This window comes from Micromonospora sp. bgisy143, from assembly GCF_057708145.1.
Map to the genome: position 1 here is coordinate 1 of NZ_JBYIRN010000001.1, position 16217 is coordinate 16217.

16 protein-coding genes are annotated in these 16217 nt (G+C 70.9%); 6 read left to right on the plus strand and 10 right to left on the minus strand.

Annotation, left to right across the window (positions count from 1 at the left end; all coding sequences use genetic code 11):
- Nucleotides 1-239: 239 nt before the first annotated feature.
- Nucleotides 240-1100, minus strand: a complete 861-nt coding sequence (locus AC3EN4_RS00005) for a hypothetical protein (protein ID WP_435203930.1) — start codon at nt 1098-1100, stop codon at nt 240-242.
- A gap of 37 nt (nt 1101-1137) precedes the next feature.
- Complete coding sequence (locus tag AC3EN4_RS00010) at nt 1138-2982, minus strand: phosphoenolpyruvate carboxykinase (GTP) (RefSeq protein WP_422738304.1); 1845 nt, start codon at nt 2980-2982, stop codon at nt 1138-1140.
- Between the two features lie 441 nt (nt 2983-3423).
- On the opposite strand from AC3EN4_RS00010, the gene AC3EN4_RS00015 reads away from it, so the two are divergent.
- The 3 genes from AC3EN4_RS00015 to AC3EN4_RS00025 all read left to right on the plus strand — a co-directional run bounded on the left by AC3EN4_RS00015 (nt 3424) and on the right by AC3EN4_RS00025 (nt 5633).
- Nucleotides 3424-3960: a GtrA family protein gene (locus AC3EN4_RS00015; protein WP_422740582.1), complete on the plus strand. Its 537-nt coding sequence runs from the start codon at nt 3424-3426 to the stop codon at nt 3958-3960.
- A 63-nt stretch (nt 3961-4023) separates the two neighbouring features.
- A complete protein-coding gene (locus AC3EN4_RS00020) occupies nt 4024-4734 on the plus strand; it encodes a GtrA family protein (protein ID WP_422740581.1) in 711 nt (236 codons plus the stop codon).
- Complete coding sequence (locus AC3EN4_RS00025; protein WP_435203931.1) at nt 4731-5633, plus strand: MaoC/PaaZ C-terminal domain-containing protein; 903 nt, start codon at nt 4731-4733, stop codon at nt 5631-5633. Before AC3EN4_RS00020 ends, AC3EN4_RS00025 begins: the two co-directional genes overlap by 4 nt.
- 48 nt (nt 5634-5681) lie before the next feature.
- Here AC3EN4_RS00025 and AC3EN4_RS00030 read toward each other — a convergent pair whose 3' ends face one another.
- Nucleotides 5682-6254 carry a PH domain-containing protein gene (locus tag AC3EN4_RS00030; protein ID WP_435203932.1) on the minus strand — a complete coding sequence of 191 codons (573 nt, stop codon included), beginning with the start codon at nt 6252-6254 and terminating at the stop codon, nt 5682-5684.
- A 197-nt stretch (nt 6255-6451) separates the two neighbouring features.
- A complete protein-coding gene (locus AC3EN4_RS00035; RefSeq protein WP_435203933.1) occupies nt 6452-7327 on the minus strand; it encodes a biotin--[acetyl-CoA-carboxylase] ligase in 876 nt (291 codons plus the stop codon).
- An 85-nt stretch (nt 7328-7412) separates the two neighbouring features.
- Here AC3EN4_RS00035 and AC3EN4_RS00040 point away from each other — a divergent pair, with 85 nt between their 5' ends.
- Nucleotides 7413-8996, plus strand: coding sequence for an acyl-CoA carboxylase subunit beta (locus tag AC3EN4_RS00040; RefSeq protein WP_435203934.1), 1584 nt, complete (start codon nt 7413-7415; stop codon nt 8994-8996).
- A 141-nt stretch (nt 8997-9137) separates the two neighbouring features.
- Here AC3EN4_RS00040 and AC3EN4_RS00045 read toward each other — a convergent pair whose 3' ends face one another.
- The 4 genes from AC3EN4_RS00045 to AC3EN4_RS00060 all read right to left on the minus strand — a co-directional run bounded on the left by AC3EN4_RS00045 (nt 9138) and on the right by AC3EN4_RS00060 (nt 12307).
- Complete coding sequence (locus AC3EN4_RS00045) at nt 9138-10001, minus strand: hypothetical protein (protein WP_435203935.1); 864 nt, start codon at nt 9999-10001, stop codon at nt 9138-9140.
- Complete coding sequence (locus AC3EN4_RS00050) at nt 9994-10494, minus strand: SigE family RNA polymerase sigma factor (protein WP_422738299.1); 501 nt, start codon at nt 10492-10494, stop codon at nt 9994-9996. The genes AC3EN4_RS00045 and AC3EN4_RS00050 overlap by 8 nt, the downstream gene beginning before the upstream one ends.
- Nucleotides 10495-10556: 62 nt before the next feature.
- The gene (locus AC3EN4_RS00055; RefSeq protein ID WP_435203936.1) at nt 10557-11540 is read right to left on the minus strand and encodes a ketopantoate reductase family protein; all 984 of its coding nucleotides are present in this window, start codon (nt 11538-11540) and stop codon (nt 10557-10559) included.
- Between the two features lie 23 nt (nt 11541-11563).
- Nucleotides 11564-12307, minus strand: a complete 744-nt coding sequence (locus AC3EN4_RS00060) for a M50 family metallopeptidase (protein WP_435203937.1) — start codon at nt 12305-12307, stop codon at nt 11564-11566.
- Nucleotides 12308-12397: 90 nt separating this feature from the next.
- Between AC3EN4_RS00060 and AC3EN4_RS00065 the strand changes: the two genes are divergently transcribed.
- Nucleotides 12398-12943, plus strand: a complete 546-nt coding sequence (locus AC3EN4_RS00065; RefSeq protein ID WP_435203938.1) for a Uma2 family endonuclease — start codon at nt 12398-12400, stop codon at nt 12941-12943.
- Between the two features lie 126 nt (nt 12944-13069).
- Nucleotides 13070-13822, plus strand: coding sequence for a GH25 family lysozyme (locus AC3EN4_RS00070; protein WP_435203939.1), 753 nt, complete (start codon nt 13070-13072; stop codon nt 13820-13822).
- Nucleotides 13823-13905: 83 nt separating this feature from the next.
- Here AC3EN4_RS00070 and AC3EN4_RS00075 read toward each other — a convergent pair whose 3' ends face one another.
- On the minus strand, nt 13906-14133 hold the full coding sequence (locus AC3EN4_RS00075; RefSeq protein WP_422738294.1) for a hypothetical protein: 228 nt from the start codon (nt 14131-14133) through the stop codon (nt 13906-13908).
- 65 nt (nt 14134-14198) lie between these two features.
- On the minus strand, nt 14199-16181 hold the full coding sequence (locus tag AC3EN4_RS00080; RefSeq protein WP_435203940.1) for a serine/threonine-protein kinase: 1983 nt from the start codon (nt 16179-16181) through the stop codon (nt 14199-14201).
- Nucleotides 16182-16217: the final 36 nt, after the last annotated feature.

Sequence of the window (16217 nt, forward strand, 5' to 3'; positions counted from 1 at the left end):
ACCTACCGCCGGGGAGACCTACCGCCGGGGAGACCTACCGCCGGGGAGACCTACCGCCGGGGAGGCCTACCGCCGGGGAGGCCTACCGCCGGGGAGGCCTACGCTGGGGACCGCCGGCGGACGCCTACCGCCGGGGCGCTACGAGGAGCCGGTCCATATCCGGGGCAGCTCGACAGCGCTCGCACAACCCCCGCCAGCCCGGCGCCCGCCGGCCGCTGAGCCGGCCCTCGCGCAGGCTCTCAGACGGGGACAGCGTTGTCCGACGCACGAGACGCCCGACGCAGGCCGTAGAGGGTCAGGGTTGCGGCGGCCAGCAGCGGGGCGCCGTCGCGGACCAGGCCGTCCAGGCCCAGCAGCCACCAGCACAGCGGCAGGTCCACCGCGAGTACGCCGAGCGTGACGACGACCAGCAGACCGCGTGCCCAGTCCTTGCCGCGCATCAGGAACGCGGTGCAGAACAGCACGGCGTAGCTGGCCGCGATGCCGGCGCCGAACCAGAACAGCACGGCCGGCACGGCGGAGAGGCGGTCGTCCAGGATCGCGCCACCGGCCACCAGCGCCGGCACCAGCATCAGTGGGCTGTAGGTGAACGCCGCCACCCGGCTGGTCAACAACCAGGCGCTCGCCTGTGGACGACGTGGCGGCGTCTCCCGCCACGAGATGCCGGTCCTGTCGATGACCAGGCGGGGCCGATGCCGGACCAGATGCTCGGCGAGCGCCGACGAGCGGTAGAGCAGCCAGACCACCGCCACACACAGTGCGGTGAGGACGGCGAAGCCGAGCAGTCCCGGCAGCGGCGGCACCCCCTGCCGGGGCACGATCAGCCGGCCGACGGCGAAGATCGTGGTGACCGCGAGGATCAGCCCGAACGGGCGGGCCGCAGTCCGGCCCCGGCGCACGTGCCCGATCAGCAGCAGAAAGCCGAACGAGCGCAACATGGCCCAACCGGTGCGTACCGCCAGACCGAAGCCCTGCTCCGGGGCGTACCACCAATTGAGCAGCTCGACCACGACGGTGGCCGCCGCCGTGGTCGCGAGCAGAAGGGTGAGCGCCCGGACGGCGGACGGCCGCCGGACCTCGGTCTCGGCGGCCGTCCTCATGGGATCCGTTGTTGCCCGCGGCGGGCGAGGTTCACACCTACCGCTGGGGCTGCGCCGCGTCCAGTCGGGCGCGCAGCGCGTCCAGCTCGGCCCACAGCACGCCGGGCAGCTTGTCACCGAACTTCTCGAACCACTCGGTGATCATCGGCAGCTCGTTGCGCCACTCATCCGGGTCGACCTTCAGCGCGATCCGGACGTCCTCCGGGGTCATGTCCAGCCCCTCGACGTCGAGCGCGTCCTGCGCCGGGACCATGCCGACCGGGGTCTCGACCGCGTCGGCCGTCCCCTCGATCCGCTCCACGATCCACTTGAGCACCCGGGAGTTCTCGCCGAAGCCCGGCCACAGGAACGAGCCGTCCGGGTCCTTGCGGAACCAGTTGACGTAGTAAATCTTCGGCAGCTTGGCCTCGTCGCCGTCGGCGCCCTTGCCCATCTCGATCCAGTGCCGGAAGTAGTCGCCCGCGTGGTAGCCGATGAACGGCAGCATCGCCATCGGGTCGCGGCGGACCACGCCGACCGCGCCGGACGCGGCGGCGGTCGTCTCGGACGAGAGCGTCGCGCCCATGTAGACGCCGTGCACCCAGTCGCGGGCCTCGGTCACCAGCGGAATGGTGTCCTTGCGGCGACCACCGAAGAGGATCGCGTCGATCGGTACGCCGTTCGGGTCGAAGTACTCGTCGGCGAGGATCGGGCACTGCGTGATCGGGGTGCAGAACCGGCTGTTCGCGTGCGAGGAGAGGCTGTCGCTCTCCGGCGTCCAGTCGTTGCCCTTCCAGTCGATGAGGTGCGCCGGAGGCTCGCCCATGCCCTCCCACCAGATGTCACCGTCGTCGGTGAGGCCCACGTTGGTGAAGATCGAGTTGCCCCGGTCCAGCGTGCGCATGGCGTTCGCGTTGGTCTTCCAGTCGGTGCCGGGCGCGACGCCGAAGAGGCCGTACTCCGGGTTGACCGCGTAGAGGCGACCGTCCGGGCCGAATCGCATCCAGGCGATGTCGTCGCCGATGGTCTCGACCTTCCAGCCCGGGATGGTCGGCTCCACCATGGCCAGGTTGGTCTTGCCGCAGGCCGACGGGAACGCGCCGGCGATGTGGTGGACCTTGCCCTCCGGCGAAGTGATCTTGAGGATGAGCATGTGCTCGGCGAGCCAACCCTCGTCCCGACCCATCACGCTGGCGATCCGCAAGGAGTAGCACTTCTTGCCGAGCAGCGAGTTGCCGCCGTACCCGGAGCCGTACGACCAGATCTCCCGGGTCTCCGGGAAGTGCGAGATGTACTTGGTCTCGTTACAGGGCCACGGCACGTCCTGCTGACCCGGGGCGAGCGGAGCGCCGATCGAGTGCAGCGCGTGCACGAAGTCCGCGTCGTCGCCCATCGCCTCGAGGATCGCCGCGCCCATCCGGGTCATGATGCGCATCGAGGCCACCACGTACGGGCTGTCGGTGATCTCGACACCGAACATCGGGCTCTCGGCCTCGACCGGGCCCATCACGAACGGGATGACGTACATGGTGCGACCGCGCATCGAGCCCCGGTACAGCTCGGTCATCGTCCGCTTCATCTCGGCCGGCGCCATCCAGTTGTTGGTGGGGCCGGCGTCCGCCTCGTCGACGGAGCAGATGAAGGTGCGCTCCTCGACCCGGGCGACGTCGGACGGGTCGGTGCGCGCGTAGAACGAGTTCGGCTTCTTCTCCGGGTTCAGCCGGATGAGGGTGCCGGACTCGACCAGTTCATCGGTGAGGCGACGCCACTCCTCGTCGGACCCGTCCACCCAGACGACCCGCTCGGGGGTGGTCAGTTCCGCGACCTCACGGACCCAGGCAAGCAGTTTCGGATGGGACGTCGGGGCCTGATCGATACCCCGCACTACAGCCGGAGCAACCATGACACATCTCCTTGTGGTCGACGCTGACCGATCTATGGGATGCACGAGTCTCAGCGACGCGATGCGCCGCCTTCGTGGAAACCTGGGATTGGGCTCAGCGTAAACCGGGCAGCCTTCCGAGTCAGTGGGACTGGTTGTGAAGAACTGCACAAGGTACGGCCACGCTGCGGCATCACGATCTGATACCCGCTTTCCTGCGCAGTTTCACGCAAATCTTGTTGTGCACCCCGGTCGACGCGCGTTGCGGTCGGGCCGTCAACCCACCCCGCCGACCGGTTGGGGGATTCCCGTTCCGAGGCGCGTCAGTCCTCCCGACTGGTTACGCTGCGTTCAACAGCGGCACACCGACTGAATGGGCCGCGATGGGCGACGATGTCCCCCTCGCCGTTGCTCCCCCGCCGACACCTTCACAGCCGGTAGGCTCGCCCCGTGGCCGCCACGATGACCGGGGAGCAACCGGGCCCCCGGCAGACCCGACCGGGTCTGGTCCGCGCACTGATCGACCGCTTCGGTCACCTCGTGCGCGAGCTGAGCAAGTTCGCCACCGTGGGCGGGATCGCCTTCCTCATCGACTTCGCGCTGTTCAACTACCTGACCACCGCGCGGGGCATGGAGCAGGTCACGGCCAAGACGATCTCGACCGTGATCGCCGCGACGTTCGCCTTCCTGGGTAACCGCTTCTGGACCTGGCGGCACCGCCAGCGCAGCAACCCGGCTCGGGAGTATGCGCTGTTCTTCTTCTTCAACGCCGTCGGCCTCGGGATCGCGGTGGCCTGCCTCGCGATCAGCCGGTACGGGCTCGGCAGCATCTGGCCGGGCGTGTTCCAGACGCAGCTCGCCGACAACATCGCCAGCTTCGTCGTGGGCACCGGCCTCGGGACGCTGTTCCGATTCTGGTCCTACCGGCGGTTCGTCTTCGTCGAAGCGGGAACTCCGATCGTTCCGCAGGTGGAGCGCGACCGGGATCACGGGGCGTGACCCGTCGCCCACTTCGTCCGGCCGGTGACCGCCGGCTTCACCGACTGCCCTAAGGTGTTTCGCATGCGTCTTGTCCGTCTGCTGCCTGAGCGCTGGCAGAAGTTCATCCACGAGGCGCTCAAATTCGGCATCGTCGGCGGCATCAACACCGTCATCAATTACGCGGTGTTCAATGTCCTTGCACTTACCGTTTTCGTCAACGGTCAGTTGAAGGCGACCGTGATCGCGACCATCGTCGCCACGATCACGTCGTATCTGATGAATCGCCACTGGACGTACCGGGATCGCCCGAAATCGGCGCTTCGCCGGGAGTACGTCCTGTTCTTCCTGTTCAACGGCGCCGGCCTGCTCATCGAACTGGGCGCGGTGGCCGCGGCCAAGTACGGGCTCGGCGTCCACGGCCTGCTGGCGCTGAACGTGGCGAAGACCGCCGGTGTCCTGCTGGCCACGCTGTTCCGCTTCTGGTCGTACCGGACCTTCGTCTTCCAGCCCGTCACGCCGGCCGAGGACGCCACCAGGACCGAACCCACCTGGCACGACATCCCGCGCGACGAGTGGGACACCATGGCCGAGATGGACCCGGTCGCCGAGCTGGCCGAATCGGTCTCCGAGCTGGAGGAGGCTCAGTCCGCCGACCGGCCCAAGCCGACGCCCGGCCCGACCGGCGCCGCTCCCGTGCAGGGACGGCCGTTGACCGCCGGTCTCCCCGCCGACCTGGAGGCGGAACTCGCCGCGGAACTGCACGCCGGCACTCGTCGCGCACCCCGCCGGTGACCGCTCCCGCCCTCCGCTCCGGCACCGGAGCGCCCGCCGAGCTGTTCTTCGAGGACCTCGTCCCGGGACTCACCGTCGACCTCGGGACGGTGACCGTGGACGGCGACGAGATGCGGGCCTTCGCCCGGCGCTTCGACCCGCAGTGGTACCACGTCGACCAGGAGCTGGCCGAGGCCAGTCGGCACGGCGGCGTCATCGCCAGCGGCTTCTACACGGTCAGCCTGTTCATGCGGGCGTACGTCGACCACCTGCTGTCCCGCGCGGCGGCGGACGCCTCCCCCGGTCTGGAGGAGCTGCGGTGGCTCGCCCCGGTCCGCGCCGGCGACCGCCTCGCCGTCCGGGTCGACGTGATGGGCGCGCGCCCGTCGGACGCTCGCCCGGGGCTCGGCACCGTCATCCTCACCGGCACCATGCTTCGCCTCGGCCCGGACAACCAGCCCGAGCAGGAGGTGCTGCGGACGCGCTTCCGCGGCTGGTTCGCGCTCCGGCCGGTCCCGCCGAGCACCGGCTCCGGGCCGTCCCCGACCGACCCGGCCTCGGCAGGGTCCGTGGTTGGGGAGCAGCCCTCCACAGGAGCGGCCTCGCCCGGCCCGACGCAGGCCGGGCCGGCGCAGAACGGCCCGGCGCAGGCTGGCCCTGCGCAGAACGGGCCGGCACAGAACGGCCCGACGCAGGCTGGCCCTGCGCAGAACGGGCCGGCGCAGAACGGGCCGGCGCAGAACGGGCTGTCCGAGGCGGGGCCGGTGCAGGCCGCTCCGGTGCAAGCCGGGCCAACCCAGCCGGGACCGGCACAAGCCGCTCCGGGGCAGGCCGGCCCATCTCAGGCTGGGCCATCTCAGGCCGATCCGGTGCAGGCCGGGCCGGCGGCGGCCGGGGCCGGGGCCGGACAACAGTCCTGACCACCCCGGCCCGGTGCTCGGGCCGGGGCGGTCAGCGCCGATCCGGGATCAGCTCGTGGTGTCGCGCAGCGGCTTGCCCTCGCGCATGTCGGCGAGGATCTCGCGCATCTCCCCGTCGCCCAGCGAGTGCTTGTCGTGCTGCGCCTCGACCAGCTCGTAAAGGGTGGTCTGCACCCGGCCGACCCCCGGCACGTCCTTCAGCACGGACTGGCCTCGTTCGCCGGCGGACTCGATGGTGAGGGTGCCGCAGCCGAGCAGCCGCTCGAAGAAGTGCTGGTTCATCGAGTGGTCGTTGATCCGGGTGAGCGGAAGGTCCCGCCGGTCCCGGGAGAACACCCCCTGCTGCAACAGCACGCGCTCGTTGGTGAACAGGTAATGGGTGGTACGCCAGACCAGGAACGGCCACAGACCGAGCCAGAGGACCGCGACCAGGCCGATCCCGCCGATCACGGCCAACGCGATCGAACCGCCGGAACTCTCGGGCAGCAGGAGCACGCCGACCACCACCGCGGCGATGGCGAGGACCAGCACCAGGATCGGCCGGACCAGAGCCTTCCAGTGCGGGTGCAGGTGCAGCACGACGTGCTCGTCCTTCGTGAGCACGTCTTCGGGGAACGCCACGACAACCTCCAACGCCTTTATTTTGTCGCGCCGACGGTAATCCCCAGAAGCCCTCCCACAACATCCGCCACGCGGCCCGACCCCACCTTCCGCGATCTTGCACTTTCGGTTGCCGTTACGCGGCCTTGAGCCCGATACGGCACCACAGAAAGTGCAAGATCGCCGCTGGGAAGGGGGCGGGGCGCGAGGGAAGGCGCTCAGCGGAGGTGGAGGACGTCTCCTGCTGCTATGGCTTGGGTTTGGGTGGGGGTGGTCAGTTGGAGTTGGCCGTCGTTGTCGATGCCGGTTGCGGTGCCGGTGCGGGTCTCGCCGTTGGGGAGCAGGACCCGTACCTCGCGGCCGATCGTCGCGCAGGAGGCCAGGTAGGCGTCCCGCAGGCCGCTCGCCTGGGCGTCCCCGCCGGCGGTGCGCCACCGGTCGTACCAGTCCGCCACCGAGCGCAGCAGCGCCCGCAGCAGCGGGTCCCGGTCGGTGGCCGCCGCGCCGGCCAGTTGCAGCGAGGTGGCCGGCAGTCCGGTCGGGTTCACCGGCAACTCGTCGGCGCGCAGGGTCACGTTGAGGCCGATGCCGAGGACGATGGCGGGCGGTTGGCCTCCGGAGCGCCCCGGCACCGCCTCGGCCAGCACACCGGCACACTTCGCGTCGCCGATGAGCAGGTCGTTGGGCCACTTCAGCGCGGCGTCCAGCTCGGCCAGCCGGGCCACCGCCTCGACCAGCGCGACGCCGGCGAGCAGCGGCAGCCAGCCGTACCCCGTGGGTGGGACGGCCGACCAACCGCGGTCCGGCACGGCGTCGCCGGGCCGCAGCAGGACGCTTGTCGCGATGCCCGCGCGCGGCGGCGACTGCCAGACGCGGCCGCGCCGACCGCGCCCGGCGGTCTGCCGCTCCGCGACCACGACCAGGCCCTCCGGCTCGCCCGCGACGGCGGCCTCGGACACGTCCGCGTTGGTGGAGCCGGTCTCGGCGTACAGCTCCAGGCGGGTCCACGGTCCGTGCGGCGCGACCAGCGCGCGCCGCAGCCGGGCCGCCGACAGCGGCGGTCGGTCCAGATCGGTGTACGGGGAGCCTGGCATCCCGTCAGCCTACGGCGGCGACCGGCCGGGGCGTTGAGGCGTACTGCACAGCCGCCGCGACCTGAACCATCGTTATATTCCCTGGGTGACTACCGAGACCGGGACCAACATCCACAGCACTGCCGGCAAGCTGGCGGACCTGGAGCGCCGGGTCGACGAGGCGGTGCACGCCGGGTCGGCGCGCGCGGTCGAGAAGCAGCACGCCCGGGGCAAGAAGACCGCCCGCGAGCGGATCGAGATGCTGCTCGACGAGGGCTCCTTCGTCGAGCTGGACGAACTGGCCCGGCACCGGTCCACGGCCTTCGGGCTGGAGCGCAACCGCCCGTACGGCGACGGCGTGGTGACCGGCTACGGCACTGTCGACGGCCGGCAGGTGTGCGTCTTCGCGCAGGACTTCACCGTCTTCGGCGGCTCGCTCGGCGAGGTCTTCGGCGAGAAGATCGTCAAGGTGATGGACCTGGCCATGAAGATCGGCTGCCCGGTGATCGGCATCAACGACTCCGGCGGCGCCCGCATCCAGGAGGGCGTGGTGTCGCTCGGCCTGTACGGGGAGATCTTCTTCCGGAACGTGCGGGCGTCCGGGGTCATCCCGCAGATCTCACTGGTGATGGGGCCCTGCGCCGGCGGCGCGGTCTACTCCCCCGCGGTCACCGACTTCACCGTGATGGTCGACCAGACCTCGCACATGTTCATCACCGGTCCTGACGTGATCAAGACGGTGACCGGCGAGGACGTCGGCATGGAGGAGCTGGGCGGGGCCCGCACGCACAACACCCGCAGCGGCAACGCGCACTACCTCGCCAGCGACGAGGAGGACGCGGTCGACTACGTCAAGGCGCTGCTGTCGTACCTGCCGTCGAACAACCTCGACGAGCCGGTCGTCCTCGAGGCCCCGGCCGAGCTGGAGGTCACCGACGAGGACCGCGAGCTGGACACGCTCATCCCGGACTCGGCCAACCAGCCGTACGACATCCACACCGTCATCGAGCACGTCCTCGACGACGGGGAGTTCCTGGAGGTCCAGCCGCTCTACGCGCAGAACATCGTCATCGGCTACGGCCGGGTGGAGGGTCGCCCGGTCGGCGTGGTCGCCAACCAGCCGATGCACTTCGCCGGCACCCTGGACATCGCCGCCTCGGAGAAGGCCGCCCGGTTCGTGCGCACCTGCGACGCGTTCAACATCCCGGTGCTGACCTTCGTCGACGTGCCCGGGTTCCTTCCCGGGACCGGCCAGGAGTGGGACGGCATCATCCGCCGGGGCGCCAAGCTCATCTACGCGTATGCCGAGGCGACCGTTCCCAAGGTCACCGTGATCACCCGCAAGGCGTACGGCGGGGCGTACGACGTGATGGGCTCGAAGCACCTCGGCGCGGACCTCAACTTCGCCTGGCCGACCGCACAGATCGCGGTGATGGGCGCGCAGGGCGCGGTGAACATCCTCTACCGCTCCGAACTGGCCGGCGCCGAGGACCCGGCGGCGGTCCGGGCCGAGAAGATCGCCGAGTACGAGGACACGCTGGCCAACCCGTACGTGGCGGCCGAGCGCGGGTACGTCGACTCGGTGATCGCGCCGCACGAGACGCGTACCCAGATCGTCCGGGCGCTGCGCGTCCTGCGCACGAAGCGCGAGACCCTGCCCCCCAAGAAGCACGGCAACATCCCGCTCTGACCCCGGCACCCGGTCGCGGTCGCGCGTTGGCGCGGTCGCGCCTCGCGCTTGATCCGCGCAACTTCGGGGAAACTGCTGCTTCCCGGCGCCGGGAGGCAGCAACATCCCTGAAGTTGCGCGGAGTCAGCGGATCAAGCAGGGTCAGCAGGCCGGGTTGGCGGCGGCGCACAGTCGTCGGGCAGCCACCCGGCCCAGCGCCTCCAGATCCGCTTCGCGCAGTCCGAGGTCCGGGCTGGGTTCCAGCACCGTCACCAGGTCGCCGACCCGGACCACCACGGTCATCCCGACCGGGCTGGAACGCTGGAGCGTCCTTCCGGAGGGCGGACCACCGGGGGCGAACGGGACGTGCCGCACCAGAATCGACTCGTCACCGGCGAAGTTGCTCGCCGCCGTCTCCCAGGCGTGCCTGCTCTCGTTCGGCGTCGTCTCGCCGGTCTCCACGACCGACTCGGAGAGATGCCACTCGGGGCAGGCGTCGAGCAGCGCCCTCAGGTGGGTGAAGAGTCGCGCTCCGACCAGCGGATCGAGTCGATAGACGTCCTGACTGAGTTCGACCCGCACCGGAGCGCGGCCATCCTTCGTGGGTGACAACAGGGTCTGCGAGCGCGAGTACCGGGAGTACGCGGGAACCGCCGGCACGCCCCGGTCGTCGCCGCACCTCTGCAATGTCGGATCCAACCGGACGGCCTCGCCGAGGCCGGCTTCACCGAGCGGCACGGCGCTGCTCACCGGCACCTCGGAGACCGGCAGCAGGGAGTCGAGTGGGATCTCCGCCCGGGCAGGGCTCTGCGTCGACGTAGGCGCGGCGGCGTCGGGCGGAGCCGACGTGCGCTCCCTCAGCGCATATGCGGGCCCGGTCACCGCCGCGAGCACGGCGACGGTCGCCAGCGCTATCGTCCGACGACTGCGCCGGCGGGCCCGGGCCCGGATCTCCCGCGGCTCCGGCCACTGCACGTCACTCAGGTCGCGCTGGATCCGATCGATGAACGTCGGGTCGTCACGCATCGGTGGCCTCCTCCAGGTCAGCGACGGCGAGCAGGCCGGCGAGCGCGGCACGCCCCCGGGAGAGGCGGGCCTTGACCGTGCCGACCGGGGCGGCGGTCTCCCGCGCCACCTCGGCGACCGGCATGCCCACCAGGTAGTACAGCGCGATGGCGACACGCTGCTCCTCGGGCAGCCGACGCAGGGCGGCGACCACCTCGACGGTGTCGGTGCCCGGCCCGGGGACGGTCTCGGTCGCCCCGTGCCGCAGGTACGCGCGGGCGCGACTGCGCAGGCTGCGCCACCGACTGACGGCGATACGGCTGGCCACCACCCGTACCCACGCTTCCGGATCGTCGTACCCGCTGATCGTCGACCACCGCTGCCAGGCCCGGATGTACGCCTCCTGCACCGCGTCCTGGGCCTCGATGCGATCGCCGGTGAGGGCGTAGACGAAACCGAGCAGCCGTTGTCGGCTCCCCCGGTAGAACTCGTCGAACCCGTCGACGTCCGGCACCCGCTACCTCCCCGTGTCGGTCGCAGGGAACACGCACCGGGCGGGGCGGTCGGTTGCCCGGTTCAGGCGATCATCTTCTCCAGCTCGGCGAGCGGGAACGTGCCGGCCGCGATCCGTTTGCGGGCGGCCTGCCGGACGGCCCGCTGCACGGCCACGTTGGCCGGCGTCGGTACGCCGTGCAGCCGGCCGAGCAGCGCGACCTCCCCGTTGAGGTGGTCGACCTCGGTCGCGCCGGTGCCCCGGGCGAGGCTCTGCCAGGTGGAGCCGCCGGATCGGTCCGCACCGCCCACCGGGCGCTGCTGGACCAGGTCGCCGCGTTCGGCCCGCTCCTCCTGCGGGGAGGTGTGTCCGATGCCGGCGGCGGCGAGCACGGCGACGCCCTCGGCGCGTACCCGTTCGAGGAGGGCGTCCGGGATGTCCTCCCCGAGCAGCGCCTGGAGGCCGTTGCCGAGGTTGCTGAGCAGCTTGCCGTACTTCCAGCGCAGCACGTCCGCACGGACCGGCGCGACGAAACCGGCGGCGGTCAGGTCGGCGGCGATCTCCCGGTCGGTGTCGTCGGCGCCGCCCGGGTAGCGGCCGATGTGGAGCATCCCGGGATGCGGGTACCCGTTCGCCACCACCACGCCCGGCTCCAGGTGGGTGGCCGGCAGCCAGACGCAGACCGGGTGCACGTCGGCGAAGAGCCGCAGGGCGGCCCGCTCGTTCGCCACTCCGTTCTGCGCGGTGACCAGCGGCAGCCGCTCGCCGGCCGTACCACCGCCGACGACCGGCGCGTCCACCCACGCCGCCAGCGCGGCCTCGGTGTCCTGCGACTTGACGGTGAGCACCAGCACCGTGTCGGCGGGCAGCGGCCGGTCGCCCGGACCGTCGACGGCGGCGAGCCGGGCGGTCACGTCGCCGTCGGGCTGGCGCAGCGTCAGGCCGCGCTCCCGGATCGCGTCCAGGTGCGCCCCGCGGGCCACCAGGGTCACGTCCCGGTCGGCCTGCGCCAGCCGCACGCCGATGGTCCCGCCGACCGCGCCCGCCCCGATGATCACGTATCGCATGTGCCCATTCTGCCCGGGTGGGATCAGAGGGTCAGGCCGGCGTCGGTGAGGATGGGGCCGGTCAGCAGGAGGGCGCCGGCCACCAGGGCGACCAGGTTGACCAGGGCGAAGAAGACCACCCAGAAGAACGCCGGGAACGGGGTCAGCCCGGCGAGCTGGTCGGCGTCCGAGGCGGGCATCCGGCCACGCGAGCGCAGGCGTTGCAGCTCCACCACCGGCCGCACCCCGCCGAGCAGCAGGAACCACACCCCGGTGTACGCGAAAGCGGCCTGCACCTGCGGCGTCGCGTACCACGAGACGGCGAATACCACCGCCCCGGTGACCAGCAGCGACACCACACCGAACGCGTTGCGGATCATCACCAGCATGGCCAGCAGCAGCGCCACCGCGACCCAGAGCAGCAGGGTGATCCGGTTACCGCCGAGCAGCCAGGCGCCGGCCAACCCGATCAGCGGCGGGGCGACGTACCCGGCGAGCAGGGTCAGGATCATGCCGGGTCCGGTCGGTCGGCCTGCGGAGAGCGTCAGACCCGAGGTGTCCGAGTGCAGCCGGATACCGCGCAGCTTGCGACCGGTGAGCAGGGCGACGAGCGCGTGCCCGCCCTCGTGGGCGATGGTGATGGCGTTCCGGGCGATCCGCCACGGCAGCCGGGTGGAGACGACCACCAGCGCGACTGCCGCGGTGATCAGCACCAGCAGCGGGGGCGGGTCCGGCTGCGCGCCGAACAGCGTGTCCCACATGTCGCCCAGTCCGTCGATCGACATCATGGGGCGCGAGCCTACCGGCGGCGTTCCGTGTCGCTGCCGAGGCACCGGCTGATGACGCGTCAGGCCGTTTGAACGAGGAGGGGATCGCGGGTGAGACCTGTGTCCGTGGAGCATCACGTCGGCCCGTGGACCGAGGTCGACTACTTCGCCCTGGGTGAGACCCCGGACCGGATCGAACTGCTCGACGGGAGCCTGCTTCTGAGCCCGGTCCCGACCAAGCGGCACCAGTTGGTGTCACGGCGGCTGGCCGACCACATCGCGAGTGCCGTCAGCGATTTTGCGGTCTTCAACGCGGTGAACGTCCGTCTCACGGTGGACCGGATAGTCATCCCGGACGTCGTCGTCGCAGACACCGACGACGAGGGCACGGCGGCGGAGGCCGCCGAGGTGGTGCTGGTGGGCGAGGTCGTCTCGCCAGGCAATGCCGCTGCGGACCGCCTGCTCAAGATGCAGCTCTACGCCATCGCACGGATCCCCTGGTACCTGCTGGTCGAGCAGGATGGTGACGGTCACTCGTTGCGCCTGTACCGGCTCGACGGCGAGCACTACGTCGAGGACCAGGTCGCCAAGGCCGGCGAGACGTTGAGCATCGCGGAGCCGTTCCGCTGGCAGCTCGACCCGGCCACGCTGCGCTGATCCGTTCGACTTCCGCCACCGGGGCGATCGTAGCCCGTCGATGAAAGTTTTCTCTACAACTCTTGCGATCAAGGGCACTTAGCTCCAAAGATGGGCGTCAATAGACCGGCGTCCCTGGAGGCACTCATGGCCCGTACCCGATCATCGCTGCGCCGCGCGCTCGCGGCCGGCCTCACCGTCCTCGCCACCGCGGCGGCGACCCTGGTCACGACCGCCGGCCCGGCGGCGGCGGCCACCACCGCCGGCGTCGACGTGTCCCGCTACCAGGGCAGCATCAACTGGACCAGCGTCCGGAACGCCGGCATCGAGTTCGCCTTCATCAAGGCGACCGAGGGCACCAGCTACAAGGACCCGAACTTCAACACGAACTACGTCAACGCCTACAACGCCGGGGTGATCCGCGGGGCGTATCACTTCGCCCGGCCCAACATCTCCGCCGGCTCGACCCAGGCCGCCTACCTGGCCTCCAACGGCGGCGCCTGGTCGGCGGACAGCCGTACCCTGCCGGCCGCGTTGGACATCGAGGGGAACCCGTACAGCGGCGGCTACTGCTACGGCCTCAGCACCACCGGGATGCGCAACTGGATCCAGGACTTCCTGAACACCTACCGCTCGCGCACCGGCCGGTACGCGGTCATCTACACCACCACGAGCTGGTGGAACCAGTGCACCGGCAGTTGGACCGGCCCGTGGGCCAACCACCCGCTCTGGCTGGCCCGCTGGGCGAGCGCGCCGGGCACGCTGCCGGCGGGCGCGTCGGTGTGGAGCTTCTGGCAGTACACCAGCACGGGCGCCGTGTCCGGGATCAGCGGCAACGTGGACCGCAACTACTGGAACGGCGACCGGAGTCGCCTGATCGCCCTCGCGAACAACACCTGATCGGGCCGTTGGCGGCAGCGGGATCGACTATCACCTTCACGGTGCACAATCGGTCCGGCTGCCGCCACACCACCGGTTACGGGTCAGGCCCGCCGTCGGCTCAGGGCCGGCACCTGGCTCTCCTCGGAGGCCAGTGCGCCCCGCCGGGTCAGCCGCCACGCGCCGACCCCGCCGACGGCAACGGTCACGACGCTGAGCAGTGCGATGAACGCCGGCATGCCCATGGCGATCAGCAGCAGGACCGCGTCGCCGAAGGCGACGAGCATCCACAGTGCCAGCCGGGGCCGGGCGTCCCTCCGTCGGTAACCCATGTCGTACCTCCTTCCGTCGTCGAAGGTCAATTACCCACGACGACGGAAAGTCATGCGAATGAGTTTCAGTCCTGGCGGTCGGGCACGAAGCCCTTGGCGATCCGGTCGAAGTTCGGCAGGTTGGCCTGCCAGTCCTTGTCCGCGACCTCCCACCGCAGGGCGTACCCCCGGTTGCTGGCCGTCACGAACCCCCGGTTGCGAACGTGGATCCGCTGCCCGTCACGCGTCTCCAGCCACTCCCAGTCGCCGCAGGTCTTCCAGAAGTCGCACGGCTTGATGCTGAGGTACTGGTAGTTCTTGACGATCTTCTTGCGGTCCGGTTCGATGCGCTGCCAGTCCTTGACGGCGTCATCCTTCGGCGTCGACGTCCACTGCACCAGCAGTTCGCCCGGTCCGTTCGACTGGTCGAAGACGACCGTGAAGCTGTCGGGTTGGCTACGCACCCACCCGTCGGGAATCGGCAGTGTGAAGCCGGCCGGATCCTTGTGCAGCTTCCAGCCCGCCGGCAGCGCGTTCGGGTCCACCGACGGCGTGGCCGAGGGTGTCTGGCTGGCAGCGGCGCTCGTTGGCGGGGGCGCTGCCGGGGCGGAGGACTGCGGTGCCGCGGAGGTGGCGGCGGCGGTCGTCGGATCGGCCTGCGGGGTGTCGTTGTCGTCGCCCTTGGTCAGCATCGGCACGATCACCACGAGGCCGACAAGCAGCAGGGCCACCAGCGCGCCGATCAGCACGTTCCGGCGGGTGTTGTTCGGCTTCGTACCGTCGAACTGCGGAACCGCCGCGCGCCCCGCCGGACCCACCGGTGGCATCACCGACGTGGGCGTCGAGGGTTTGCGCTGCTCCGGCGTCACCGGCGGCGGCCCGTCGACGGCCGTCGGCTCGTCGTCGGCGCTTGCCGTCGTACCGTCATCGGGTTTGTCGCCGGCGGCCGGCACCGTCGCGGTCGGCTCAGCCTCGGACGGGCGGTCGATCTTCGCCGTCGGCTCGGCCGGCACCGCCGCCGTCGGGTCCGCGGCGGGCGGCACGACCTCCGTCGGCGTCGCGTCGACCGCCGCCGGCCCTGCCGCCGCTGCGGCTACCGGCCCCGGGGTACGCGGCGCAGGCGGCGACACCGGACGGGCGGCGCTCTCCTCGGCCGGCCGTGGCGCCGGCACGAGCGGCGGGCGCGGCTCACGCGGACCGTTCGGCCCCGGCCGGCGTACGCCGTCGAGCAGCGAGATGGCCCGCGTCCGCTTGCCACCCGCACGACGCAGCATCCGTTCCGCCACCTCGGCGGTGATGCGCTCCTTCGGGTCCTTCTGGAGCAGCCCGTTGAGCACCGGCCTGAGCGGGCCGGCGTTCTTCGGCGGCGGCATCGGCTCGGTGGCCAACGCGGCAAGCGTGGCGATGGCGGACGGTCGCGCGTACGGCGACTTGCCCTCCACCGCCGCGTACAGCGTCGCGCCCAGCGACCACAGGTCGGCCTCCGGACCGGCGGTGCCCTCCCGGGCCCGCTCCGGCGAGATGTACGCGGGCGAACCGAGCACCATGCCGGTACGGGTGACGTTCGGGTCACCGGGGATCGTGGCGAGGCCGAAATCGGTCAACACCACCCGGCCGTCCTCGCCCAGCAGCACGTTGCCCGGCTTGACGTCGCGGTGCATGACGCCCGCCTTGTGTGCGGCGTTCAGCGCGCCGAGCACGCCCAGGCCGATCTCGACCGCGCGGGCCGGCGACACCGGACCGTCCTCGGCGAGGGTGTCCTGCAACGACCTCGACGCCACGTACTCCATGACGATCCACGGGTCACCATCGGTCCGCAGGACGTCGAAGATGCGTACCACGTTGACGTGGTTGAGTCGGGCGATGGCCCGCGCCTCGCGCAGCGACCGTTCGCGCATCTCGCGGCGTTCCTCGTCGGTGAGGCCGGGCGGCGGCACCAACTCCTTGATGGCGACGTCCCGGTGCAGCACCTCGTCGCGCGCCTTCCACACCCGACCCATGCCGCCCTGGCCGAGCGGCGACAGAAGCCGGTATCGGTCAGCGACGAGTTGGGGAAGCGCGTTCGACATCGCTGAGACGGTACCCGGACCCGCCGACGCTCACAC

Excerpts from the sequence above, each read along its gene's own strand:
- AC3EN4_RS00005 (WP_435203930.1), bottom strand. The coding sequence starts at position 1,100 with ATGAGGACGGCCGCCGAGACCGAGGTCCGGCGGCCGTCCGCCGTCCGG.
- AC3EN4_RS00020 (WP_422740581.1), top strand. The coding sequence starts at position 4,024 with ATGCGTCTTGTCCGTCTGCTGCCTGAGCGCTGGCAGAAGTTCATCCAC.
- AC3EN4_RS00035 (WP_435203933.1), bottom strand. The coding sequence starts at position 7,327 with ATGCCAGGCTCCCCGTACACCGATCTGGACCGACCGCCGCTGTCGGCG.
- AC3EN4_RS00080 (WP_435203940.1), bottom strand. The coding sequence starts at position 16,181 with ATGTCGAACGCGCTTCCCCAACTCGTCGCTGACCGATACCGGCTTCTG.
- AC3EN4_RS00060 (WP_435203937.1), bottom strand. The coding sequence starts at position 12,307 with ATGATGTCGATCGACGGACTGGGCGACATGTGGGACACGCTGTTCGGC.
- AC3EN4_RS00015 (WP_422740582.1), top strand. The coding sequence starts at position 3,424 with ATGACCGGGGAGCAACCGGGCCCCCGGCAGACCCGACCGGGTCTGGTC.
- AC3EN4_RS00075 (WP_422738294.1), bottom strand. The coding sequence starts at position 14,133 with ATGGGTTACCGACGGAGGGACGCCCGGCCCCGGCTGGCACTGTGGATG.
- AC3EN4_RS00010 (WP_422738304.1), bottom strand. The coding sequence starts at position 2,982 with ATGGTTGCTCCGGCTGTAGTGCGGGGTATCGATCAGGCCCCGACGTCC.
- AC3EN4_RS00045 (WP_435203935.1), bottom strand. The coding sequence starts at position 10,001 with ATGCGTGACGACCCGACGTTCATCGATCGGATCCAGCGCGACCTGAGT.
- AC3EN4_RS00055 (WP_435203936.1), bottom strand. The coding sequence starts at position 11,540 with ATGCGATACGTGATCATCGGGGCGGGCGCGGTCGGCGGGACCATCGGC.
- AC3EN4_RS00070 (WP_435203939.1), top strand. The coding sequence starts at position 13,070 with ATGGCCCGTACCCGATCATCGCTGCGCCGCGCGCTCGCGGCCGGCCTC.